This is a genomic window from Dermacoccus sp. CCH2-D9 (assembly GCF_001556795.1).
Classification (GTDB): Bacteria; Actinomycetota; Actinomycetes; order Actinomycetales; family Dermatophilaceae; genus Dermacoccus; species Dermacoccus nishinomiyaensis.
The window spans coordinates 1-23,332 of record NZ_LSJT01000111.1; the positions used below are offsets into that span (position 1 = coordinate 1).

Sequence of the window (23,332 nt, forward strand, 5' to 3'; positions counted from 1 at the left end):
CGATGGTACTGCACTCGGTAGGGTGTGGGAGAGTAGGACACCGCCGGACTTCTTCAACAGAAGGGTCCTTGATCTGATGAACGTCGTGTTCCTTGAAGCCCCCGACGGGTGGCTCGGAGCTTGAACAGTTCTTGGATCAAGGGCCCTTCTTTCATGTATGCCCTGGCTGCGCAGCCGTGGTCGATGCCCTCGCTCCGTCGTAGCAATGGGTGCCGGCTCGCCCGAGGCGCCGCCCTCGTGCCACGATGTCTATTGCCCGTCCTGAGAAGAGGAAGACATGCCTGACGAGAACACCGAGAACACGCCAGAGCGTCGCGAACGCAGTTCGCGCTGGTCGCAGGGAGGTCGCGAGGCGGCCTCCGGCGAGCGTCGCCCGGCTCGTGACGACAGGGGTTCCCGTGAGCAGCGGGGTCGGTTCGAGCGCGACGATCGTCGCTCGTCAGGTCGCGACGAGCGAAGCAGCTATGGACGGGGCAGCGACCGTCGTGACGACCGTAGAGGTGTCCGCCGCGATGAGCGTGGCTACGGTGGCCCGCGTCGGGACGACGAGCGGGGTCGTGACGATCGCCGTTCCTTCGGTCGTGACGATCGTGGGGGTTTCCGTCGGGACGACCGTGGCGGGGACGAGCGCAGCTATGACAGACCGCGTCGGGATGACGAGCGGGGTCGTGAGGATCGTGGGGGTTTCCGTCGTGATGACCGTGGCCGGGACGACCGCCGCTCGTCTGGGCGTGATGAGCGTGTTGGTTACGGACGCGGTTCGGATCGTCGTGACGAGCGGGGTGGCGGTTTCCGTCGGGATGACCGCAGCGAAAACCGTGGCGGGTTCACCGGCCGGGGGGACCGCGGTGCCGGCTGGTCGGACGAGCAGTCGTCGATTCGTGGCCCGCGCAGCTGGGACGCGAAGGCCGTGGGGGACGAGCGTCCCCGTCGCAAGCCGGAGCCGGTGCTGCCGGAGGACATCACGGGCTATGAGCTCGACAAGGCGGTTCGTCAGCAGCTGCGTACCCTGAGCAAGGAGAACGCCGAGGGCGTCGCCAAGCACCTCGTCGCTGCCGCCGAACTGCTGGACGAGAACCCGGAGAAGGCGCTCGACCACGCGCAGCACGCCGTGAGCCGGGCCGGCCGGGTTCCGGCAGCGCGCGAGGCGCTCGGTCTGGTCCTCTACCGAACGGGCGAGTTCGCCGAGGCACTGCGTGAGTTCCGGACCGCGCGCCGGCTGTCCGGCTCCGACCACCTGCTGCCGTACATGGTCGACTGCGAGCGTGGCCTGGGGCGCTACGAGCGGGCCCTCGAGCTGGCGAACTCTCCGGAAGCGCAACGCCTCTCTGAGGCCGACAACATCGAGTTGGCCATCGTCGTCTCCGGCGTGCGCCGCGACATGGGACAGTCGCGGGCTGCCGTCGTCGGACTGCGCATTCCCGCCCTGCAGAAGGCGACGACGCAGCCCTGGGCCGCTCGTCTGTTCTACGCGTATGCTGACGCGCTGCTCGACCTGGGTGAGCGGGAGGAAGCGCGGGCGTGGTTCGTCAAGGCCGACGCGGCCGACCGTGATGGCGAGACGGACGCCGCCGACCGCATCGACCAGATCGACGGCTTCGAGCTGACCGACCTCGCGCCGGAGGACGAGCAGGACGTCGACCCGCATCTCGCCGAGCTCGACCTGAGCGCGTTCGGCGCCGTACCGCCGAACGAACCGTCAGCGTCGGTCGGGGAACAGGACCCCCGTGACTGAAGGCCTGCTCGACCGGTACGACGGCATCGTCTGCGACCTCGACGGCGTCGTCTACGCAGGGCCCGGCGCCATCCCGCATGCCATCGCGAGCCTCCAGAGCGCGCGCGAACATGGGACGCGCGTCGTCTACGCGACGAACAACGCCTCGCGTCCCCCGTCGGCCGTCGCGGCGCATCTGCGTGAGCTCGGGCTGCGTCTAGACGACGAGGACGTCGTCAACTCGTCGATGGCGGCAGCGCACGTGCTGCGCGAGAGTGGCGCGCAGGTGCGTATCGTCCTGCCGATCGGCGGGGAGGGCGTCGCCCGAGCGCTGAGGGAGGCCGGTTTCGTCTGCGTCGGCGACGACGATGCAGGTGCAGCGACCGGCGACATCGATGCCGTCGTCCAGGGCTACGGGCCGGATGTCCGTGCGACGGACCTCGCGGCCGCAGCGCACGCCGTCAACGGTGGTGCGCGCTGGGTCGCGACGAACACTGACCTGACCTTGCCGACCGAGAAAGGGATCGCACCCGGCAACGGCTCGCTCGTCCAGGCCGTCCGCAATGCGGTGGCGGTCGATCCCGAAGTGGCCGGCAAGCCCATGCCCGTCATGTACGACATGGCGAGTGAGCGCATCGGCGCGGCCGACGCGGCGCGCGTCCTTGCTGTCGGCGACCGGCTCGAGACGGATATCGAAGGCGCGACCCGCGGCGGGTACGACAGCGTGCTCGTGCTCACCGGCGTTCACGGCCTCGCGGACGCAGCCGCGGCACCGAAGGAGCGTCGCCCGACGTACGTGCTCGCGGATCTGCGCGGGTTGACGCAGCCGTACGAGGTCGAGACTGCCGGGAAATGCGACGCGGGGGCGAGCATCGCTCGCGTGCGCGGTCTGCTGACGTCCCTGTGGGAGCGCGTCGATGCGGGAGACCTCTCCGCCGAGGACGCGGCGCGCGAGATGCGTCAGGCGTGCGGGTCATGAGCATCGGGGTGCCCAGCCCGGGTGAGCTCGCCCAGCGGGCCGAGGGCCGTCGTGTGATCGCCGGGGACGGCCCGGTCGGTGACACAGAACTGGACGATGCCGTGAGCCGCCTGCGCGAGAGCGTCGATGCGATGGCCGGCGAGTCGACGGGCGGCAATGGGTCGGTCGGCAGAGCGTCGAATGACAGCGGGTCCGAAAGCTGTGGGCCCGACGTCGATGCCGCCGACGTCATCGCTCGTGCACACGACGTCCATGAGAGCTTGCAGCGACGCCTCGAACAGGCCCAGGCATGAGTGGTGTGCGACTCGACGCCGCCCTCGTGGCGCGCGGCCTCGTGCGTTCTCGCGCCCAGGCGAAGGAGCTGCTCGACGCGGGGAGGGTGCTTGTCGACGGCAAGGTCGAGGCGAAGGCGTCGACCAAGGTGAGCGACGCGCAGAACGTCGAGATCGAGGGCGACCTCGACCACTACGTGGGCCGTGCCGCACACAAGCTCCTCGCCGCGTGCGAGGCCTTTCCGGGTGTCGCGACCCGCGTCGCCGGAGCGCACGCCATCGACGTCGGCGCCTCGACCGGTGGGTTCACGCAGGTGCTGCTCGAACGGGGGGCGGCTCACGTCGTCGCTCTCGACGTCGGGCACGGCCAGCTCGCCGAACCGGTCAAGAGCGACCCGCGCGTCACCGATCTCGAGGGCGTCAACGTCCGCGACGTCGTGAGCGCGACGCAGCTCGACGGCTCACCGTTCGCACTCGTCGTCAGCGATCTGTCGTTCATCTCGCTGACGCTGGCGCTGCCCCACATGTCCTTTCTGCTCGCCGACGACGGTGATCTCATCGCGCTCATCAAGCCGCAGTTCGAGGTCGGACGCGAGAGACTGGGCAGGACGGGCGTCGTGACGTCAGTCGAGCAGCGTCGCGAGAGCATCGAGAAGGTGCTCGCGTGCGCGTCCGAACTCGGCCTCGCCGTGCACGGTCTCGCGTGGAGCCCGATGGTGGGCAGCCACGGCAACCACGAATACCTCGTCTGGTTGCGTCGCGCCGCGGTCGGTGGCGCACTCGACGACGCCTCCGCCAACCAGCGAATCCGCGACCTCACGCGAAGGAGCGAGTGATGAACCGCCGCGTCCTGCTCATCGGCCACCCGCGCCGGCCCGAGGCCTACGAGGTCGCCGAGCGACTCGTCGAAGGGCTGACGGCCGCCGGGATAGAGGTCGCGGGCATCGCCGACGAGCTGGCGGCCTTCGGGATCGCGCAGCGGCCGGGCGTCGTCACCGTCGCGCCGGAGGAAGCCGGGGTGGCGTGCGAGCTCGCCGTCGTCCTGGGCGGTGACGGCACGATCCTGCGCGCCGCCGAACTGTCGCGCGACTGCGGGGTGCCGCTGCTCGGCATCAATCTCGGCCACGTCGGGTTTCTCGCCGAGGCGGAGAAGGAGGACGTCGAGCGGATCGTCGCCTGCGTGCGTGAGCGCTCGTGGATCGTCGAGACCCGCGCGACGCTCGAGGTCGTCGCGACCGACGGGCGCGGTGAGGTGGAACTGCACCGCGGGTGGGCGCTCAACGAGGCGAGCATCGAGAAGGCCGCACGAGAGCGCATGCTCGAACTGACCGTCGAGATCGACGGCCGTCCCCTCGCGTCCTGGGGCGCTGACGGCGTCGTCATCGCGACGCCGACGGGGTCGACGGCCTATGCCTTCAGCGCGGGAGGACCGGTCGTGTGGCCGGACACCGAGGCCATCCTCCTCGTGCCGATCTCGGCGCATGCGCTGTTCGCGCGCCCGCTCGTGCTGGGGCCGCTCGCGCAACTTGCCGTCGAACTCGTGCCCGGTGCGCAGGGGCGCGCCGTGCTGTGGTGTGACGGGCGGCGCCCGTTCGATCTGCCCGACGGCGCCCGTGTCGAGGTGCACGCGAGCGACAAGCCCGTCACGCTGGCGCGCCTGAGCACCGCGCCGTTCACGGATCGTCTCGTGCGCAAGTTCGACCTGTCGGTCGAGGGCTGGCGCGGCACGCGACGCGCGCATTGAAAAGTTCATCTGTTCGTAAGCGTGTTCGAATCACCATTCGTCGCGTCGTGCCCCTAGGGTGGGAAGCGTGCTGAGGGAAATCCGGATTCGCAACATGGGTGTCATCGCCGACGCGACGCTCGAACTCAGCCCGGGGCTCAACGTGGTCACCGGCGAGACGGGCGCGGGTAAGACGATGGTCGTCAGCGGTCTCGGGCTGCTGCTCGGTGAGCGTGCTGACGCCGATCGGGTGCGCACGGGGGAGAAGTCGGCGCTCGTCGAGGGGTTCCTCGACGTGCCGGGCGAGCATGTGAGCGCGGCCGCGCTGGCCGATGAGTTCGACGTGGAGGCGGGCGACGAGGTGATCCTCAGCCGCTCGGTGGCCGCGACGGGGCGTTCGCGTGCGCAGGTGGCCGGGCGCAGTGTCCCCGCAGGCGTGCTGGCGCGCATCGGGCATGAGCTGGTCGCGGTGCACGGGCAGGCCGACCAATGGCGGCTCAAGCAGCCCGAGGAGCACCGTCAGATCCTCGACGCGTTCGCAGGCCCCGAACTCTCGGAGGTGGCGCAGCGCTACCGCGACGGGTATGTGAGGCTGAAGGCGCTGCGGGCCGAGCGGCGCGAGTTGACGCTCAAGGCGCAGGAGCGCGCGCAGCGGCTCACGATGCTCGAGGCTGGAATCGCGCGCATCGACGAGATCGAGCCGATCGAGGGTGAGGACGTCGAACTCGCGGCGGAGAGTGAGCGGCTCACGCATGCCGAGGATCTCCTGGCCGCCTCGCGTGGTGCGGGTGCGGCCCTGGCCGGCGACGAGTTGTCGCCCGACGAGCCGAATGCGCTGGCGCTCATGGCTGCTGCGCGCAGTGGGCTCGAGTCGGGTGTGACGCTGGACGCCGACCTCGCACCGTTCATCGAGCGGTTGCGGGAGGTGCAGACGCTCACGGCCGACCTCGCCGCGGACGTGGCGCAGTACGCGGCCGCCATCGACATGGATCCGCAGCGGTTGCAGGAGGTGCATCAGCGGCGCGCCGCCATCACCCAGCTGCTCAAGGCGTACGGGCCCGAACTCGACGACGTGCTCACGTGGCGTGAACAGGCCGGGCGTGAGGCGCAGGAGCTCGCCGGCTCGGACGATCGCATCGCCGCGATCGACGCCGAGGTCGCGGGGCTCACGCCGAAGGTCGGGGCTGATGCTCTCGCGCTGCACGATCTGCGTCGATCCGCGGCCGAGCGACTGGGTGAGGCTGTCACGCAGGAGCTGCATCACCTCGCGATGGGCTCGGCTCGCCTCGTCGTCGAGGTCTCGATCGCCGAAGCCGACAAGGGCCTCGAACTGCCCGACGGGCGCCTCGTCAAACCCTCGGAGCACGGCATCGACGACGTCACGATCCTGCTGTCGGCCAACCGCGGCATGGATCCGAAGCCGGTGACGAAGGCCGCCTCCGGTGGTGAGCTGTCGCGCGTCATGCTCGCCCTCGAGGTGGTGACGTCGACGGGCAGCGTGCCCACGTTCGTGTTCGACGAGGTGGACGCCGGCGTCGGGGGCGAGGCGGCGCACGACATCGGCGCGCGCCTGGCGCGGCTCGCGCAGAGCGCGCAGGTCATCGTCGTGACGCACCTCGCCCAGGTCGCGGCGTACGCCGACAACCACCTCGTCGTCCACAAATCGCATGACGGCGCCGTCACCGAGAGCGGCGTCGCCGCCGTCACGGGTGACGCGCGCGTCACCGAGATCGCGCGCATGTTGGGTGGCGACACGACAAGCGCGGTCGCGCGTGAGCACGCCGAATCCCTGCTGACGGCGGCCGGCGCGTCACAGAAGTCGAGCGCATGAACGTTCTTTGGGTTCACATCCATCGTGCGGCAACCCTGTCGCCCGAATACCTCTCGATGAAGTAGGCTGGCATTCCGTGGTGGATCAGACGACGAAGCATATTTTTGTCACCGGAGGCGTGGCCTCCTCCCTCGGAAAGGGCCTCTCGGCATCCAGTCTCGGCCGTTTGCTGCGTTCGCGCGGCCTGCGCGTCACGATGCAGAAGCTCGACCCCTACTTGAACGTCGACCCGGGAACGATGAACCCGTTCCAGCACGGTGAGGTGTTCGTCACCGAAGACGGCGCGGAGACCGACCTCGACATCGGTCACTACGAGCGATTCCTCGACGTCAACCTGCACGGGCGCGCCAACGTCACGACCGGCCAGGTGTACTCCGATGTCATCGCACGCGAGCGTCGCGGGGAATACCTCGGTGACACGGTGCAGGTCATCCCGCACATCACGAACGAGATCGTCGAGCGCATGCGCGCCGAGGCGAACGGCGACGACGCACCCGACATCATCATCACCGAGATCGGTGGCACGGTCGGCGACATCGAGTCCTTGCCGTTCCTCGAGGCCGCACGCCAGGTGCGCCACAACGTGGGGCGCGACAACGTCTTCTTCCTCCACGTCTCGCTCGTGCCGTACATCGGCCCCAGCGGTGAGCTGAAGACGAAGCCGACGCAGCACTCCGTCGCTGCACTGCGTCAGGTCGGCATCCAGCCCGACGGGCTCATCCTGCGCGCCGATCGCGAGATCCCCGAGCCGATCAAGCGCAAGATCTCGCTCATGTGCGATGTCGACTCCGAGGCCGTCGCGGCCGCCGTCGACGCGCCGAGCATCTACGACATCCCCCGCGTGCTGCACTCCGAAGGGCTCGACGCGTACGTCATCCGCCGCCTTGGCCTGCCGTTCCGTGACGTCGACTGGGCCCAGTGGGACAAGCTACTCGATCACGTCCACCGTCCGGCGCACGAGGTCGAGATCGCCCTCGTCGGCAAGTACATCGACCTGCCCGACGCCTACCTGTCGATCACCGAGGCGATGCGCGCCGGCGGTTTCCATCACGACACGAAGGTGAAGATCCGCTGGGTCGCCTCCGACACCTGCACGAGCGACGCGGGCGCGAAGAAGGCGTTGTCGGGTGTCGACGCGGTGCTCGTGCCCGGCGGGTTCGGCGTGCGCGGCATCGAGGGCAAGCTCGGCGCGCTGAAGTGGGCCCGTGAGAACAAGGTGCCGACGCTCGGCATCTGCCTCGGCCTGCAGTGCATGGTCATCGAGTACGCGCGCAACGTCGCGGGCATCGCTGACGCGTCGAGCTCCGAGTTCGACCCCGAGACGTCACACCCCGTCATCGCGACGATGGAGGAGCAGAAGTCGTTCGTCGAGGGCGCCGGCGACCTCGGTGGCACGATGCGCCTCGGCGCCTACCCGGCGAAGCTGCTCGACGGCTCGGTCGTGGCGAACGCCTACGGCACGACGGAGGTGAGCGAGCGTCACCGTCACCGCTACGAGGTGAACAATGACTACCTCGAGCAGGTCACCGACGCTGGACTCGTCGTCTCGGGTACGCACCCCGAGCTCGGGCTCGTCGAGTTCGTCGAACTGCCGAAGGACGTTCACCCGTACTACGTCTCGACGCAGGCTCATCCGGAGTTCAAGTCGCGACCGCACCGCGCGCACCCACTGTTCGCGGGGCTCGTCGAGGCCGCGCTGGAGCGACCGAGCAAGTGACGACGTGCGGCCGCTGTTCGGGCCGCGTGTCATGAATCGAGGAGGGCGATGCCGGAGACGGCGCCGCCCTCCTCGGCGTTTCTTGGGACGTCGGCCTGCGACGTAGCGGCCGGGCGCGACCGGGTGCCAGTCCGGTGTGTCAGGATCGGTGGCATGACTTCCATCCACCCCACGATCACCCCCAGCGAACTCGTCGACGACTACACCCCCGCGCCCGTCGTGCGCAGCGACGTCGTCTACGAGGGACGGGTCTGGGACGTCGTCCAGGAGGAAGCCGATCTCGGCGATGCCGGGCGCGTCACCCGTGACTTCGTCCGCCACCCGGGCGCCGTCGCCGTCCTCGCCATGCGCGGCGAACCCTGCGCCGAGGAGGTGCTCGTCATTCGCCAGTACCGGCACCCCATCGGTGCGCAGGAGTGGGAGATCCCGGCGGGGCTGCTCGACGTCGACGGCGAGCCGCCGCACGAGGCGGCGCTGCGTGAGCTCTACGAAGAGGCCGACCTGCGCGCCGGACGACTCGACCTGCTCATCGACTACGCCTCGTCACCGGGCGGGCTCTCGGAGCAGCTTCGCGTCTTCCTCGCCCGCGACCTCACCGACGTGTCGGAGGATGACCGGTTCGAGCGCGAGGAGGAAGAACTCGACATGCCGACCGGCTGGGCTCGCCTCGACGACGTCGTCGGCGCAGCGCTCGCGGGGCGCCTCCACAACCCGACGCTGCTCATGTCATGCCTCGCGGCTCGCGCGGCGCGCGACGCGGGCTGGGCACCGTTGCGCGCCCCCGACACCCCGTGGTCGGTGCACCCCGCCTTCGCTCCGAAGCAGTAGCGGGTCAGCGGTAGCCGCCGCGGCGGCGCACCTCGGCGGCGATGCTCTCGCGTGACGCCCCGGTGGCCAGCATCGTCATGACGAGCAGTCGCACCTGCACGGCGCGCAGGTAGCCACCCATGACGACGCCGCGGCGCTGGAGGTCGACCTCCGCGCCGACCGCACCGTACGTCTCGACGAGCGCCGGGCCCGAGAAGGTCCGGCTTGTCATGATGACGGGAATGCGGGCCGCGATGTGTCCGACGCTCTCGGCCCACCACCCGGGCACGTGCCCGGCTCCGAGGCCGGCGATGACGAGCGCGTCGGCGCCCGCGCTCACGGCGTCGAGCGCCCGCGCGGACTGCCCGAGTGCCACCGTCAGGACGGGCACCTCGGCGTCGACGGCGTCAGGCCGGGGGAGGGCCGACAGTCGCGCGGGGCGGTGGAAGAGGTGGGTATGACCTTCGAGGACGCGCCCGATCGGGCCGCAGTCGGGGGAGACGAACGTCGTGAGCGACGACGTGTCGCCCTTCGTCACCGAGCGCGCCGCGTGGATCTCATCGGCGAACACGGCGACGACGCCCAGCTCACGCGCGGCGTCGCTCGCGGCGACGCGGATCGCGGCGAGCATGTTGGCGGCTCCGTCGGCCCCGGCCATCGTCGGGTTGCGCATCGCGCCCGTGACGGCGAACGCGCGCCCGTCGTCCCAGAGCAGGTCGAGCAGGTAGGCGCTCTCCTCGAGCGTATCGGTGCCCTGGACGAGGACGAACCCGTCGGCGTCGGAGGCACTCGCGCGCTGCAGCACCTCGAGCAGGTGCGCCGGGGTGAGCGAACCGCTCTGTTCGCGCGCGATCGTCTCGCCGGTGAGGTCGACGTCAGCTGCGTCGAGGCCGGGGACAGCGGCGATGAGGTCGTCGGCGCCGAGCGTGGGGCGCACTCCGGCGCCGTCACCGGAGGACATGGAGATGGTTCCGCCGAGGAAGTACATCGCGATCCGCTTCGTCATGGCGCACAGGTTATCGTCGTGCCAACGAACCGCCGCGCGCCGATCGCTGCGCGAGCCCGTCACCGAGGAGACCCATGCCTGCTGCGGCCGACCCAAGCGTGCGACCCGGCCCGGACGCTGAGTGTCCCTGCGCCTGGGTGCCCGCGCGCTCGTTGCGCCAATGCTGCGGCCCGCTCGTCCTCGACGGCGTGATCGCGCCGACGCCCGAAGCGCTCATGCGCTCGCGCTACACGGCGTTCGTGCTACGCGACGCCGACCACCTCTGGCGCACCTGGCATCCGCGCACGCGCCCGGCTCAGGTCGGCGACCTCGACGGCGTGACGTGGCTGGCCCTGCGGGTGCTCGACACGGGTGACGGCGGCATGTACGAGGCCGGTACGCGCGGCACCGTCACCTTCGAGGCGTCCTACCTCGCCGACGACGGCCGTCGCGGGGTGCTGCGAGAGCACTCGCGCTTCGAACGCCGCGCCGGCCGCTGGTTCTACGTCGACGGTGACGAGCTCGACTGAGCCGCGAAAAACACGGGCGCGTCGCACACGCGGCATCACCTAGAATGAGCAGGTACGCCGTGGCGGCCTGACACCCCGCCCGAGCACCGCCCGTGACGGGCGTGTTCTGCGGCGGACCGCGCGTCCGGCGTCACCGACGAGAGGCCGAAGATCTTTCGGCGAAGGTGTGGTGGCACCGCGACCTGGCCCCCGCCCACACCTCCCGGGCTGCTCCCACGTGGGGCGCCCGGTCGAGCATCGTCCGATCGACGCGTCGCCGCATGGAACGAATCGAGAGGAACATCATGCTTCGAACCCATGAAGCCGGAACCCTTCGCGCAGCCGACGTCGGTGACACCGTCACCCTGACGGGTTGGGTGGCCAAGCGTCGCGACCACGGCGGTGTCGCCTTCGTCGACCTGAGGGACGCCTCGGGCGTCGTCCAGGTCGTCGCACGCGACGAGGTGCTGACGGGCGCCGCGCACGGTCTGCGCTCCGAGTACTGCATCAAGGTGACGGGTGAGGTCGCCGCGCGCGAGCCGAAGGACGTCAACCCGAACCTGCCGACAGGTGAGGTCGACGTCGTCGCGAACGAGATCGAGGTGCTCTCCGAGGCGGCGCCGCTGCCGTTCCAGATCGACGAGCGCATCACCGTCGGCGAGGAGGCGCGCCTCAAGTACCGCTACCTCGACCTGCGTCGCAAGGACCAAGGCGACGCGATCCGCTTGCGCTCGAAGGTGAGCCAGGCTGCGCGCGCCGTGCTCAACGAGCGCGACTTCGTCGAGATCGAGACGCCGACGCTGACGCGTTCGACGCCCGAGGGCGCTCGCGACTTCCTCGTCCCCGCTCGGCTCGCGCCGGGCAGCTGGTACGCGCTGCCGCAGAGCCCGCAGCTGTTCAAGCAGCTGCTCATGGTCGCCGGGATGGAACGCTACTACCAGATCGCGCGCTGCTACCGCGACGAGGACTTCCGCGCCGACCGTCAGCCCGAGTTCACGCAGCTCGACATCGAGATGAGCTTCGTCGAGCAGGACGACGTCATCGAGCTCGGTGAGCAGATCGCGAAGGCCGTGTGGGCGACGATCGGCGTCGACCTGCCGACGCCGTTCCCGCGCATGACGTACGCCGACGCGATGGCGAAGTACGGCTCGGACAAGCCCGACCTGCGCTTCGGCAACGAGCTCGTCGAGTGTACGGAGTTCTTCAAGGACACGACGTTCCGCGTGTTCCAGGCCGAATACGTCGGCGCCGTCGTCATGCCGGGTGGTGCGTCGCAGCCCCGTCGTCAGCTCGACGCGTGGCAGGAGTGGGCGAAGCAGCGCGGCGCGAAGGGCCTCGCGTACGTCCTCGTCCAGGAGGACGGCTCGCTCACCGGCCCGGTCGCCAAGAACCTCACCGAGACCGAGGTGGCGGGCCTCGCCGGCCACGTCGGTGCGAAGCCCGGCGACTGCATCTTCTTCGCCGCGGGTGCGACGAAGGCGTCGCGCGCGCTGCTCGGCGCAGCGCGTCTGGAGATCGGAAAGCGCTGCGACCTCATCGACGAGAACGCGTGGAGCTTCCTGTGGGTCGTCGACGCGCCGCTGTTCGAGCCTGCCGCCGACGCTGTCGCCTCGGGGGACGTCGCCGTCGGCTCCGGTACGTGGACGGCCGTACACCACGCGTTCACGATGCCGAAGGCCGAGTACGTCGACACGTTCGACACCGAACCGGGCGAGGCGCTCGCGTACGCGTACGACATGGTGTGCAACGGCAACGAGATCGGCGGTGGCTCGATTCGTATCCACCGCAAGGATCTGCAGGAGCGCGTCTTCAAGGTCATGGGTCTGAGCGAGGAGGACGCGCAGGAGAAGTTCGGCTTCCTCCTCGAGGCGTTCAGCTTCGGTGCACCCCCGCACGGCGGCATCGCGTTCGGCTGGGACCGCATCGTCTCGCTGCTCGCGGGCACCGACTCGATCCGCGACGTCATCGCGTTCCCGAAGAGCGGCGGCGGCTATGACCCGCTGACGGCCGCGCCCGCCCCGATCTCCGCTCAGCAGCGCAAGGAGGCGGGTGTGGACGCCAAGCCTCAGGTCAAGAGTGAGGCTTCTGCGGACGCCGCATCGCCCGCCGCTCCGGCCGAGGTGTCGCCGAACAAGTCGTGATCGGCTGATCGGCGACCGATCAACGTGTCGAGCCCCTGACGTCGCATGACGGCAGGGGCTCGACCCATTCTGCGCGACGCGCGGGGGGTGCTGGGCCCAACAACGGTTTCAAGGCTTGCCCCTTTCAGCCGTAGGGTCGCCACATGCGTGACACGGCTACCGTCCTGTTCGATGCCGACGGTGTGCTGCAGCACGCGCGTCACGGCTGGGTGGGTGCGCTCGACGCGATCGGTGGCGAGGGCTTCGCGTCCGTCGTGTTCGCCCGCGAACTGCCCGCCATGCGGGGCGAGGCGAGGATGCGTGACTGCCTCGTCGCCGCGGCCGAGGAGCACGGGCTCGCGCTCGATCCCGATGACGCGCTGCAGCTGTGGTCGCGTTTCGACATCGACGAAGCGGCGATGGCCGTCGTCGCGAACGTCAGACGTGCCGGGTACGGCGTGCATCTCGCAACCAACCAGCAGGACGTGCGCCGTGACCTCATGCGCCGCTGCTACGCCGGAGTGTTCGACGAGGAGTTCTATTCCTGCGAGCTCGGCGCGTGCAAACCGGACGAGGCGTTCTTCGCGTCGATCATCGACCGGCTGGACGTCCCGGCGCGTCAGATCGTGTTCGTCGACGATTCGGCTCGCAACGTCGCGGCGGCGACGTCCTGCGGCATCCGGGCACATCTGCATGACCCCAGCAGCGGCGCGGCCGGTATGCGCCGGATGCTCGAGGGCGCCGGTGTGCGAGTGTGACCGCACATCGCCGTTGGGGACGGGATTCGCAAAGGGGGACGGGATTCGCGGGGGAGTCAGTCGCGAATGCCGAAGCGGGCGTGCCAGCGCTTCATCGGGGCGGGGGCCCACCAGTTCCAGCGGCCCATGACGGTCATCGTCGCGGGCACGAGGATCATGCGGACGAGCGTGGCGTCGAGAATGATCGACAGCGCGAGGCCCACGCCGATCTGCTTGATGATGACCATCTTCGCCGCGGCGAACCCGAGCATGACGATGACCATGAGAAGTGCGGCACTCGTCACGATGCGTCCGCTGCGCTGGATGCCGACGGCGACGGCGCGCGCGTCGTCGTCACCATGTTCGTGCGCCTCGACGATGCGAGAGAGCAGGAACACCTCGTAGTCCATCGCCAGGCCGAAACCGAACGCGATGAGGATGACGGGGACGGTCGACTCGATCGCGTCGTTGCTCGTGTAGCCGAGCAGCGATTCGAAGTGGCCGTTCTGGAAGATCCACGTCATCGCTCCGAGGCTCGCGCCGAGGGAGAGGGCGTTGAACAGGAGGGCCTTGAGCGGCAGGACGAGCGATCCCGTCATGAGGAACAGCAGCACGAGCGTCGCGAACGCAACGACAAGCACGACGTAGGGGGCTCGCGCAGCGATGGCGTGCGTGTAGTCGTCGAGCTTGGCCTGCTGGCCCGTCACCCATGTCGGAAATCCTGGGCGGTGAGCGTGCAGGTCGCGGACGACGTGCTGCGTGCGCCCGTTGGAGGGGGTGGCCCCGTCGACCCGCAATCCGACGGCGACCTTGCCGTCGCCGAGGTCACGCACGGGGTTGACCCCTGTGACGTATTCGCGGTGTGCGACATCGCTCGAGACCCACTTCGTCATCGTCGCCACGTCGGTCTCGCTGACGATGCTCACGGCGGGTTCGCCGAGCACAGGGAAGTCGTGGGCGAGGTCGTTCATGAGGGTGCGTTGCGGGTCCGACGTCGGCAGCAACGCGCTCGTCGAGCTCACCTGCCGCATGCCGAGCAGCGGCGCGGCCAGCACGAGCAGGACGACGACGACACCGCAGATCGAGATCCACAGATGACGCTGGACGGCGTGGGCGAGGTCGGCGAATCGTCCCTCGTCCGCGTCAGGCTGCACGCTCTTCTTCGCGAGGCGCGCCGCAGCGAGGCGCGCGCAGGCGGGCACGAGCGTCAGCGCCGCGAGGCAGGCGACGGCGACGACGGACAGGCCGGCGAGGCCGATCGCCTTTGTCACCGATGCGGGGAACAGGACGAGCCCTGCGACGGAGATCGCGACCGTAAGCCCGCTGAAGAGAACGGTGCGCCCGGCCGTCGCGATCGTGCGCTGGGTCGCGAGGTCGTGGTCGGCGCTCGTGAGCACCCCGTCGAGGCCGTCGGCCTCGCGCTGCAGCGCGAGGCGCGACAGTTCCTCGCGGAAGCGTCCGACGATGAGCAGGCCGTAGTCGATCGAGAGGCCGAGACCAAGAATCGTGACGATGTTGACGACGGTCGCATCGAGGTCGGTGACGTGGCTGAACCCGAGCAGCGCGAGCAGCCCGCCGGCGATCGCAGCGATCGCGCCGATGAGGGGGAGGCCCGCCGCGATGAATCCTCCGAACACGATGACCATGACGATGAGGGTCAGCGGGAAGGCGATGCCCTCTCCGGTCTTGAGGTCTTCCTGCGCCTGATCGGTGATGCGCTTGAGCACTTCCACGGACCCGCCGGTGCGCACGCGCACCCCCGCGGGCGTCACCGCTTCGACGGCCTTCGTGACCTGCGCGCTCACGTCCTCCTGCACGCTCTTGTCGAGCCCAGCATCGAGCGTGGCGACGAAGACCATCGACTCGGGTGCGCTCGAGGAACGGTAGGCGGCAGCGACGCGCGGGTCGCGTTTCGCCGCGGGTGAGTACGCCGACTCGACCGCCGACGTGTGCACGACGTCGTCGATCACCTGCTGCACCTTCGCGCCGACAGCCGCTTGCTGTGAACTCGCCACCCCGTCGAGTCGGACGGCGACGCTGCCGCCGGCCTTGTCGCCGGTCAGCAGCATGTCGTTGCCGGTGTGTGCCTCACCCGGCACGAACGGCTCGGCCTGCTGCAGGTGTGCGAAGAGTCCGCCGCCACCGAAGGCGCCGGCCGTAGTCGCAAAGGCCAGGACGACGGCGACGAGCCACGTCAGGACGATGGCCTTGGCGTGACGCGCGACGAAGGCGCCGTAGCCTCGCCCGCTCGGACGCTCGCCGTCGGTCGGCTCGGGCGAATGGCCCGAACCATTTGACGAGGCAGCCGACGAATCGTCGGCCCGAGAGGCCCCGGCGCGCTGTCGCGTGGCGCCCCACCTCATCCGATGACCGCCACGATGACGCTGACGAGCGCGAGTGCCATGAGGGCGCACGGCAGCGGCAGCCAGCGCACGCGACGACCGGAGGGGACGTCGGCCGGGTTGTCCACCGTCTCGGCGTCCAAGGCCTCGCGCAGCGCGCCGGCAGAGCGCGGAGGCTGCGTCAGGGTGCCCGGCATCGGGCGCAGGGACGCGGTCGGCAGGATGCCGAGACGCGCGTCGTCGGCGTTGCGCGCGCCACGCGCCTTCTGCGAGCCGATCGCCCACACCGTCGTCTTGTGCCCGTCGTTGTCATGGAGGACGAGGCTGCCCTTCGACGTGGCGTGCGAGATGCCCGGCCAGGGCAGCGTCACCTCACGCACGACGTTGGAGACGACGACGTCGTCCGCGCCGAAGCGGATGCTCGGGCGCACCATGACGCAGAACGACGCCGCGGCGAGGGCGAAGCCGACGAACGCCATCGTGTGCGGCGAGCGGGCCATGAGGCCGCTGACGACGAGGACGATCCCGATGGCGACCCCGAACCACCCGATGACGACGTTGAACGTCTGACGGATCGCGGTGGGTTGGGAGGAATTGCTCATGGGGTGTCCTTCGAGGCGGGCGGCGCGGTGGCGCGGCTCACTCTAGTCGTGCCTTGTCGGTGGTGGCTGGTTGACTGCAGCCATGAGTGATGACCTGTTCTCGAGCCGCCTCGACGGTGAACGAACCTCGGGCAGCGCTGGTGCGTCGGCGATGGCGCCGCTCGCGGTGCGCATGCGCCCGCGCACCCTCGAGGAGGTGCGTGGGCAGGGCGAGGTGCTCAAGCCCGGATCGCCGCTGCGGCGTCTCATCGAGGGCCAGGCGGGTGCGGCGGGGCCGATGAGCGCGATCCTGTGGGGGCCGCCCGGAACGGGCAAGACGACGCTCGCGCACCTCGCGGCGAACAGCGCAGAACGCCGGTTCGTCGAGTTGTCGGCGATCACGGCGGGCGTCAAGGACGTGCGTCAGGCGATGGAGGAGGCGGGCCGCCACCTCGCGATGTACGGCCGTTCGACGGTCCTGTTCCTCGATGAGATCCACCGCTTCAGCAAGGCCCAGCAGGACGCGCTGCTGCCCGGCGTCGAGAACCGCACCGTCATCCTCGTCGCCGCGACGACGGAGAACCCGTCGTTCAGCGTCATCGCCCCGCTGCTGTCGCGTTCGGTGCTCGTCACGCTCACCTCGCTCGACGACGCGCAGATCGCGGACGTCATCGGCGCGGCACTCGTCGACGAGCGCGGTCTCGACGAGCGATTCACCCTCGACGACGACGCGCGCGATCACCTCGTCCGCATGGCCGGCGGTGACGCCCGGAGGGCGCTCACGGCTCTCGAGGCGGGCGCCGGGGTGGCGACGGACGCGGGGGAGAAGACCATCACGCTCGCCCACGTCGAGCAGGCGATGGCGGCAGCCGCGGTGCGCTACGACCGCGCCGGTGACCAGCACTACGACGTCGCTTCCGCCCTCATCAAGTCGATGCGCGGCTCCGACGTCGACGCCGCCCTGCACTATCTGGCACGCATGCTCGAGGCGGGCGAGGATCCGCGATTCATCGCGCGGCGCATCGTCATCGCCGCAAGCGAGGACGTGGGGATGGCGGATCCGACGGCGCTGCAGACGGCGGTGGCGGCGATGCACGCCGTCGCGCAGATCGGCATGCCGGAGGCGCGGATCATCCTCGCGCAGGCGGTCGTGCACAACGCGATCGCGCCGAAGTCGAATGCGGCGTACGCGGCGATCAACGCCGCCATCGCCGACGTCCGGGCGGGCCGCGGCGGCGCCGTGCCGCCGCATCTGCGCGGCTCGGGGTACGCCGGGGCGACGCAGTTGGGGCACGGGGCCGGATACACATACACGCACGATGAACCGGACGGCGTCGGCCCGCAGCAGTTCCTGCCCGACGACCTGCTGCCCGACGCGGACTACTACCACCCGACGTCGCGGGGGTGGGAGGAGCGGCTGGGGGAGCGATGGCGACGCCTGCGCGCCGTCATCCGCGGGGGTGAGAGTGCAACGTGATGCAGCTCACTGCGTGATGTTGCAGAATCGCGTGTTTCGTTAACGCGGTGTTACACCTGCGGCCATTCGCGGGTCAAAGGTAACGATCTGGTGACCCTCGTACTTTGAGGCTGGAATCACAATTTCGATGGGGCATGATCTGGGGTGCATGACGAGCTCGGCCAACCGCCGGGCCGCGTGTGACAGGCGGAGCGCGCACCGAGCGCCCAGAGACGGAAGGACGAAGCCTTGGCAATGGTCACCGGCGATCCCGCGCTCGAAGGGATGGGTCCCGATGGGGCCGAACCCCAGACGCCCGAGGAGCCCAAGGCGATCGAAGGTCGTTCGCTTCGTCAGATCGCCGTGTCTCGACTCAAGCGCGACAAGGCCACCCTTGCTGCGATGACCATCGCGGCGCTGTTCGTCCTCGTGGCGATCATCGCTCCCATCCTCGTGGCCACGGGTGTGCTCGACCCCACGACCAACCATCGCGATCTCCTGTCCCAGGACGGCACGCCGATCGGTAGCTTCAGCGGTGCAAGTTCGCATCACCCGCTCGGCGTCGTGCCCTCCTCGGGTACGGACCTGCTGAGCCGCCTCATGTACGGCGTGACGTTCTCCGTGGTCGTCGGCCTCGGTGCGACGGCGGTCGCGATGCTCATCGGCATGACGGTCGGGCTCATCTCGGGCTTCGCCGGGGGCAAGGCCGACTTCCTGCTCAGCCGGCTTGTAGACCTCGTGCTGTGCTGGCCGCAGACACTGCTGCTCTTGGCGCTGTCGGGGACGATCATCGCGCGCATCCAGAGCTTCGGCGTAAAGAACAGCAACATCGCCGCGGGCATCTACATCATCCTCGTGCTCGGCCTGTTCGGCTGGCCGACGTTCGCTCGCATCATTCGCGGCCAGGTCATGACGCTGCGCAACCGTGAGTTCATCGAGGCGGCCCGCTCCCTGGGTGCGACGAACCGCCGTCTGTACGTGACGGAGCTGCTGCCCAACCTCTGGGCGCCGTTCCTCGTGTACGCCACGCTGACGTTCCCCGCCTTCGTCTCGGCGGAGGCCGCCCTGAGCTTCCTCGGTGTCGGCATCCACGCCCCGACCCCCACGCTCGGAAACATCATCACGGACGCCATCGACTTCTCGCAGGCCGATCCGACGTACTTCTTCGTGCCGGTCATCACGATCTCGGTTCTCGTCCTGAGCTTCAACCTTCTGGGCGACGGCCTGCGCGATGCGCTCGACCCCAAGGCCGATCGCCACTGACGCCACCGCGCGTCTCTCACACGAGCCCACGGGCTCCCTCAGTTTTCCTGGCCACGTCCGGTCAGGTCGGTTGGATCGCCTCGGCGGATCCTTCTTCATCAAGGAGATGACGATGAACAAGAAGTCGGCTTCCATCCTCGCCGTGGCGATGGCTGGTTCGATCAGCCTCGCTGCCTGCGGTGGCGGGTCCAGCGACAACGGTGGCTCCGGCGGTTCCGGGGGCAAGGACTCCGGTGGCACGCTGAACTACCTCAACAAGCGCGGCGCCGAGAACCTCGACCCCCAGCGTGTCTACATCGGACGTGACATCTCGAACTGGGGCCGCCTGTGGTCGCGTTCGCTCGTCACGATGCCGGCCACGGACGACATCAAGAAGGGCGACAAGCCGGTTGCCGACCTCGCCACCGACACGGGCAAGATGTCGGACGGCGGCAAGCAGTGGAGCTTCACGCTGAAGGACGGCGTCAAGTGGCAGGACGGCAAGGACATTACATGTGATGACCTCAAGTACGGCATCTCGCGTACTTTTGCCACGGACGTCATCACGGGTGGCCCGTCCTACGCCCTTGCGTACCTCGACATCCCGCAGAAGAACGGGCTGCCGATCTACGACGGCCCGTACAAGAACCACAACAAGGACGCGTTCGACAAGGCTGTCACCTGTGACGGCAAGACGATCACGTACAAGTTCAACAAGGCGTGGCCGGACTTCAACCTCGCCGTCGCCTCCCTGCGCGCGTTCGACCCGTTCCGCAAGGACCAGGACAAGGGCGACAAGAGCAACCTCACCGCCTTCTCTGACGGCCCCTACAAGCTGCAGGGCACGTGGAAGAAGGGTCAGGGTGGCACCTTCGTCCGCAACGACAAGTGGGACGCCAAGACGGACACCGTGCGCAAGGCGCTGCCGGACAAGATCGTCTTCCAGGAGGGCATCGACCCGGTCAAGATCAACCAGCGTCTTATCGCCGACCGCGGTGACGACCAGACGGCTATCACGACGAGCTCGCTCCAGCCGCAGCTGTACGGCCAGATCACGGGTGCCGTGAAGGACCGGTCCGCGAACGTGCAGTCGCCGTACGTCGACTACCTCGTGCCGAACTTCAAGAAGATGACGAACCAGAAGGTCCGTCAGGCTCTGCTCGCCGCGACGAGTCAGGACGCCTGGATCACCGCTGGCGGCGGTGACAAGGCCTACGCCAAGGCCGACTCCATCATCAACCCGGCGCTCACGACGGCCTACGTCAAGAACCCGGCGTTCAAGTACGGCACGGGCGGAAACATCGAGGAGGCCAAGAAGCTCCTCAAGGAGGCCGGTCAGCCCAACCCGTCGATCAAGTTCACGTACCAGGGCGGCACCCCGCTGGCCGACAAGCAGGCAGGCGCCATTGCGGACGGCTGGAAGAAGGCCGGCTTCAACGTCACCCTGAACGGACTGACGGACACCTACTACGATGTCATCCGCGACCCGAACTCCGACGGCGACGTGTACTGGGCCGGCTGGGGTTCGGACTGGCCGTCCGCCAGCACGGTCATCCCGCCGCTGTTCGACAGCCGTGTCAACCTGACGGCGAAGTCGAACGGTTCCGACTACGGCAACTACAAGTCGGACGAGGTCAACAAGATGATCGACGAGGCCTCCAAGGCCACGTCCGTCGACGCCGCAGGTGAGATCTACAAGAAGATCGACGCCAAGCTCGGCGAAGAGGTCGCCTACATTCCGCTCGAGTCGCAGAAGTTCTACTACCTGCGCGGTTCGAAGGTGACGAACTACATCAACGGCGCCGGCACGTCGATGTACCCCGACCTCGCGGTCATCGGCGTCAAGAAGTAATCGGACGTCTTGGCACCTCGACCGGCGGGGCACCCACCGATGCCCCGCCGGTCGCCCGGTCCTCGCGGCCGACACCGAACCCACCCCCGTTCCCGTTCGAGAGGACTGCCCGCAAGGGCGGAAGCTCATGGTTGCCTACGTCATTCGCCGACTCTTCTCGGGTCTGGTCATGCTGCTCGTCGTGACGCTCGCGACGTTCGTGCTCTTTTTCTCCGCCGGCAAGGACCCGGCCGCCCAGACCTGTGGCAAGAACTGCTCCCCAGCGCTCATCGAGCAGAACCGCAAGGCCCTCGGCTACGACAAGCCCGTTCTCGTGCAGTGGGGTAATTTCGTCAAGGGCGTAGCTACGGGACGCGAATTCCCGGAGGACAAGGAACTACGAAAGAGCGCGCCCGACCTTGCCTTTTCATGTGACGCGCCATGCCTGGGGTATTCGCCGCTGCAGTCCGCGAACGTGACGGATGAAATCAAGGCAGCATTCCCGATCAGTTTCTCCATTGCGCTCGTCGCCTTCGCGCTGACGCTCATCCTCGGCGTCGGGTTCGGTATCCTCGCCGCGTTGAATCGAGGCGGGATCGTCGACAAGACATTGGTGGGGACATCGCTGATCTTCTACGCCCTGCCGACCTTCGCGATCGGCTCGCTCCTGTACCAGTTCGTTGCGATCGACTGGGGCTGGCTGCCGGTTCCCAAGTACTCCACGATCGCCGACGGAGGCATCGGTGGCTGGCTGTCGGGCTTGTTGATGCCAGCCCTCACGCTGGCGCTGTTCACCGCCGCCGGGTACGTCCGCATGACTCGCGCCTACGTGCTCGAGACGATGAGCGAGGACTACCTGCGCACCGCCAAGGCCAAGGGCCTGTCGAAGGGCAAGACACTGTGGAAGCACACGATGCGGGCGGCCATCACGCCGATCATGACGATGGCCGGCATCGACTTCGCCGTGCTCGTCGGCGGCGCACCGATCACGGAGTCGGTGTTCAACTACGACGGCCTGGGCAAGTTAGCGGTCACGTCGACCCAGACGCCGGACCTGCCAACGAACGTCGGTATCGTCGTCGTCCTGTCGGCGCTCGTCATCGTGGCCAACATCATCGTCGACTGCCTCTACGCCGTGGTCGACCCACGCGTGAAGCTGGCCTGAGGAGAGAGACCATGTTCGACAAGCTCAAGAAGAAGGTCGACGACTCCGTCGTCGGCGAGAAGGCCGAAGCTCTCGTTGACAAGGCCAGCGACGTCGTCGCCACCGCGGCCGCAAAGGTCCCCGGGCACGGCGCGGGCCATGGCGTGGGCCGCGAGACGTTCACGGACTCGGGCGCCAAGCCCGGCAAGAAGCAGGTCGACAAGAGTGGCACACCGCTGCTGTCGGTGCGCGACCTCAAGGTGCACTGGCCGACCGATGACGGCATCGTCAAGTCGGTCGACGGCGTGAGCTTCGACCTGTACGAGGGTCAGACGCTCGGCATCGTCGGTGAGTCGGGTTCCGGCAAGTCGGTGACGTCGACGACGATCATGGGCCTCAACCGTGGGACGAACGCTCAGATCTCCGGTGCGATCGACTTCGACGGTGACGACCTGCTCACCATCAAGGAAGACCGCATGCGCGAGTTGCGCGGGCGCAAGATGGCAATGATCTTCCAGGACCCGCTGTCGGCGCTTCACCCGTACTACACGGTGGGCGCGCAGATCATCGAGGCCTACAAGGTGCACCACCCCAAGGCGTCGAAGAAGGAGGCGCGTGAGCACACGATCGACATGCTCGCCCGCGTCGGCATCCCGTCGCCGCAGAAGCGAGTCGATCAGTACCCCCACGAGTTCTCGGGCGGTATGCGTCAGCGGGCGATGACGGCGATGGCGCTCGTCAATGACCCGAAGCTGCTGATCGCCGACGAGCCGACCACGGCACTCGACGTGACGGTGCAGGCGCAGATCCTCGACCTCATGCTCGACCTGCAGCAGGAGTTCAAGTCCGCGATCATCATCATCACCCACGACCTCGGCGTGGTCGCCGACGTCGCGGACGACCTGCTCGTCATGTACGCCGGGCGTCCGGTCGAGAAGGGTGACGTCTACGACACGTTCGCGACGCCGCAACACCCGTACACCGTGGGTCTGCTCAACTCGATGCCCCGTCTCGACGAGGCACGTCGCGAGCAGCTCGACCCCATCCCCGGTAACCCGCCGTCGCTCATCAACCTGCCGAGGGGTTGCTCGTTCGCGCCGCGTTGCGCGTTCAAGTACCTCGTGCCGGGCGATCGCTGCGACACCGAGATGCCCGATCTGCGCCACTTCGGCGACCAGGAAGCCCGCTGCTTCCTGACCGCAGAGCGGAAGGCCGAGCACATGAAGCCCGCGCAGACCCGCACGATCGACGGCGACGACGCGGCTTCCACAACCGGCGCGGCCCACGCCGCGACTGCCGGTGCTGCGGACGCCCACGGCGCGACCAAGGTTGGAGACTGAGC

General features: G+C 68.6%; 19 protein-coding genes. 16 read left to right on the forward strand and 3 right to left on the reverse strand.

The features are described 5' to 3' along the window. Window positions 1–910: 910 nt before the first annotated feature. The 8 genes from AX669_RS13430 to AX669_RS09660 all read left to right on the forward strand — a co-directional run bounded on the left by AX669_RS13430 (window position 911) and on the right by AX669_RS09660 (window position 9,064). Complete coding sequence (locus AX669_RS13430) at window positions 911–1,735, forward strand: lipopolysaccharide assembly protein LapB (protein WP_131941138.1); 825 nt, start codon at window positions 911–913, stop codon at window positions 1,733–1,735. Beyond that, window positions 1,728–2,693 carry an HAD-IIA family hydrolase gene (locus tag AX669_RS09630; RefSeq protein WP_062258109.1) on the forward strand — a complete coding sequence of 322 codons (966 nt, stop codon included), beginning with the start codon at window positions 1,728–1,730 and terminating at the stop codon, window positions 2,691–2,693. The genes AX669_RS13430 and AX669_RS09630 overlap by 8 nt, the downstream gene beginning before the upstream one ends. After that, a complete protein-coding gene (locus AX669_RS09635; RefSeq protein WP_062258110.1) occupies window positions 2,690–2,986 on the forward strand; it encodes a hypothetical protein in 297 nt (98 codons plus the stop codon). The genes AX669_RS09630 and AX669_RS09635 overlap by 4 nt, the downstream gene beginning before the upstream one ends. Next, a complete protein-coding gene (locus AX669_RS09640; protein WP_062258112.1) occupies window positions 2,983–3,801 on the forward strand; it encodes a TlyA family RNA methyltransferase in 819 nt (272 codons plus the stop codon). The genes AX669_RS09635 and AX669_RS09640 overlap by 4 nt, the downstream gene beginning before the upstream one ends. Further along, window positions 3,801–4,709, forward strand: a complete 909-nt coding sequence (locus AX669_RS09645; RefSeq protein ID WP_062258114.1) for an NAD kinase — start codon at window positions 3,801–3,803, stop codon at window positions 4,707–4,709. The genes AX669_RS09640 and AX669_RS09645 overlap by 1 nt, the downstream gene beginning before the upstream one ends. A gap of 67 nt (window positions 4,710–4,776) precedes the next feature. Beyond that, window positions 4,777–6,519, forward strand: coding sequence for a DNA repair protein RecN (gene recN, locus AX669_RS09650; protein ID WP_231729544.1), 1,743 nt, complete (start codon window positions 4,777–4,779; stop codon window positions 6,517–6,519). A 79-nt stretch (window positions 6,520–6,598) separates the two neighbouring features. After that, window positions 6,599–8,236: a CTP synthase gene (locus AX669_RS09655; protein WP_038568537.1), complete on the forward strand. Its 1,638-nt coding sequence runs from the start codon at window positions 6,599–6,601 to the stop codon at window positions 8,234–8,236. A gap of 153 nt (window positions 8,237–8,389) precedes the next feature. Next, window positions 8,390–9,064 (forward strand): NUDIX hydrolase, encoded by a 675-nt coding sequence (locus AX669_RS09660; protein WP_062258118.1) that lies wholly within the window; start codon window positions 8,390–8,392, stop codon window positions 9,062–9,064. A gap of 4 nt (window positions 9,065–9,068) precedes the next feature. On the opposite strand, the gene AX669_RS09665 is transcribed toward AX669_RS09660, so the two are convergent. After that, window positions 9,069–10,049 carry an asparaginase gene (locus AX669_RS09665; protein WP_062258119.1) on the reverse strand — a complete coding sequence of 327 codons (981 nt, stop codon included), beginning with the start codon at window positions 10,047–10,049 and terminating at the stop codon, window positions 9,069–9,071. A gap of 74 nt (window positions 10,050–10,123) precedes the next feature. Between AX669_RS09665 and AX669_RS09670 the strand changes: the two genes are divergently transcribed. From AX669_RS09670 to AX669_RS09680, 3 genes are all read left to right on the forward strand, one after another. After that, window positions 10,124–10,558, forward strand: coding sequence for a YchJ family protein (locus AX669_RS09670; protein ID WP_062258121.1), 435 nt, complete (start codon window positions 10,124–10,126; stop codon window positions 10,556–10,558). 284 nt (window positions 10,559–10,842) lie between these two features. Then, a complete protein-coding gene (gene aspS / locus AX669_RS09675) occupies window positions 10,843–12,678 on the forward strand; it encodes an aspartate--tRNA ligase (protein ID WP_062258144.1) in 1,836 nt (611 codons plus the stop codon). A gap of 143 nt (window positions 12,679–12,821) precedes the next feature. Next, on the forward strand, window positions 12,822–13,415 hold the full coding sequence (locus AX669_RS09680) for an HAD family hydrolase (protein ID WP_062258123.1): 594 nt from the start codon (window positions 12,822–12,824) through the stop codon (window positions 13,413–13,415). 56 nt (window positions 13,416–13,471) lie between these two features. On the opposite strand, the gene AX669_RS09685 is transcribed toward AX669_RS09680, so the two are convergent. Then, complete coding sequence (locus AX669_RS09685) at window positions 13,472–15,757, reverse strand: MMPL family transporter (protein WP_062258125.1); 2,286 nt, start codon at window positions 15,755–15,757, stop codon at window positions 13,472–13,474. Next, window positions 15,754–16,338 carry a hypothetical protein gene (locus tag AX669_RS09690; RefSeq protein WP_006943866.1) on the reverse strand — a complete coding sequence of 195 codons (585 nt, stop codon included), beginning with the start codon at window positions 16,336–16,338 and terminating at the stop codon, window positions 15,754–15,756. The genes AX669_RS09685 and AX669_RS09690 overlap by 4 nt, the downstream gene beginning before the upstream one ends. An 82-nt stretch (window positions 16,339–16,420) precedes the next feature. Between AX669_RS09690 and AX669_RS09695 the strand changes: the two genes are divergently transcribed. The 5 genes from AX669_RS09695 (at window position 16,421) to AX669_RS09715 (ending at window position 23,330) form a co-directional block, all read left to right on the forward strand. Beyond that, on the forward strand, window positions 16,421–17,794 hold the full coding sequence (locus AX669_RS09695; RefSeq protein ID WP_006943885.1) for a replication-associated recombination protein A: 1,374 nt from the start codon (window positions 16,421–16,423) through the stop codon (window positions 17,792–17,794). A gap of 234 nt (window positions 17,795–18,028) precedes the next feature. Next, window positions 18,029–19,036, forward strand: a complete 1,008-nt coding sequence (locus AX669_RS09700; protein ID WP_006943869.1) for an ABC transporter permease — start codon at window positions 18,029–18,031, stop codon at window positions 19,034–19,036. A 112-nt stretch (window positions 19,037–19,148) separates the two neighbouring features. Then, on the forward strand, window positions 19,149–20,867 hold the full coding sequence (locus AX669_RS09705) for an ABC transporter substrate-binding protein (RefSeq protein WP_231729546.1): 1,719 nt from the start codon (window positions 19,149–19,151) through the stop codon (window positions 20,865–20,867). A 127-nt stretch (window positions 20,868–20,994) separates the two neighbouring features. After that, window positions 20,995–22,011 (forward strand): ABC transporter permease, encoded by a 1,017-nt coding sequence (locus AX669_RS09710; RefSeq protein WP_006943892.1) that lies wholly within the window; start codon window positions 20,995–20,997, stop codon window positions 22,009–22,011. An 11-nt stretch (window positions 22,012–22,022) separates the two neighbouring features. After that, the gene (locus tag AX669_RS09715; protein ID WP_006943876.1) at window positions 22,023–23,330 is read left to right on the forward strand and encodes an ABC transporter ATP-binding protein; all 1,308 of its coding nucleotides are present in this window, start codon (window positions 22,023–22,025) and stop codon (window positions 23,328–23,330) included. Window positions 23,331–23,332 lie beyond the last annotated feature (2 nt).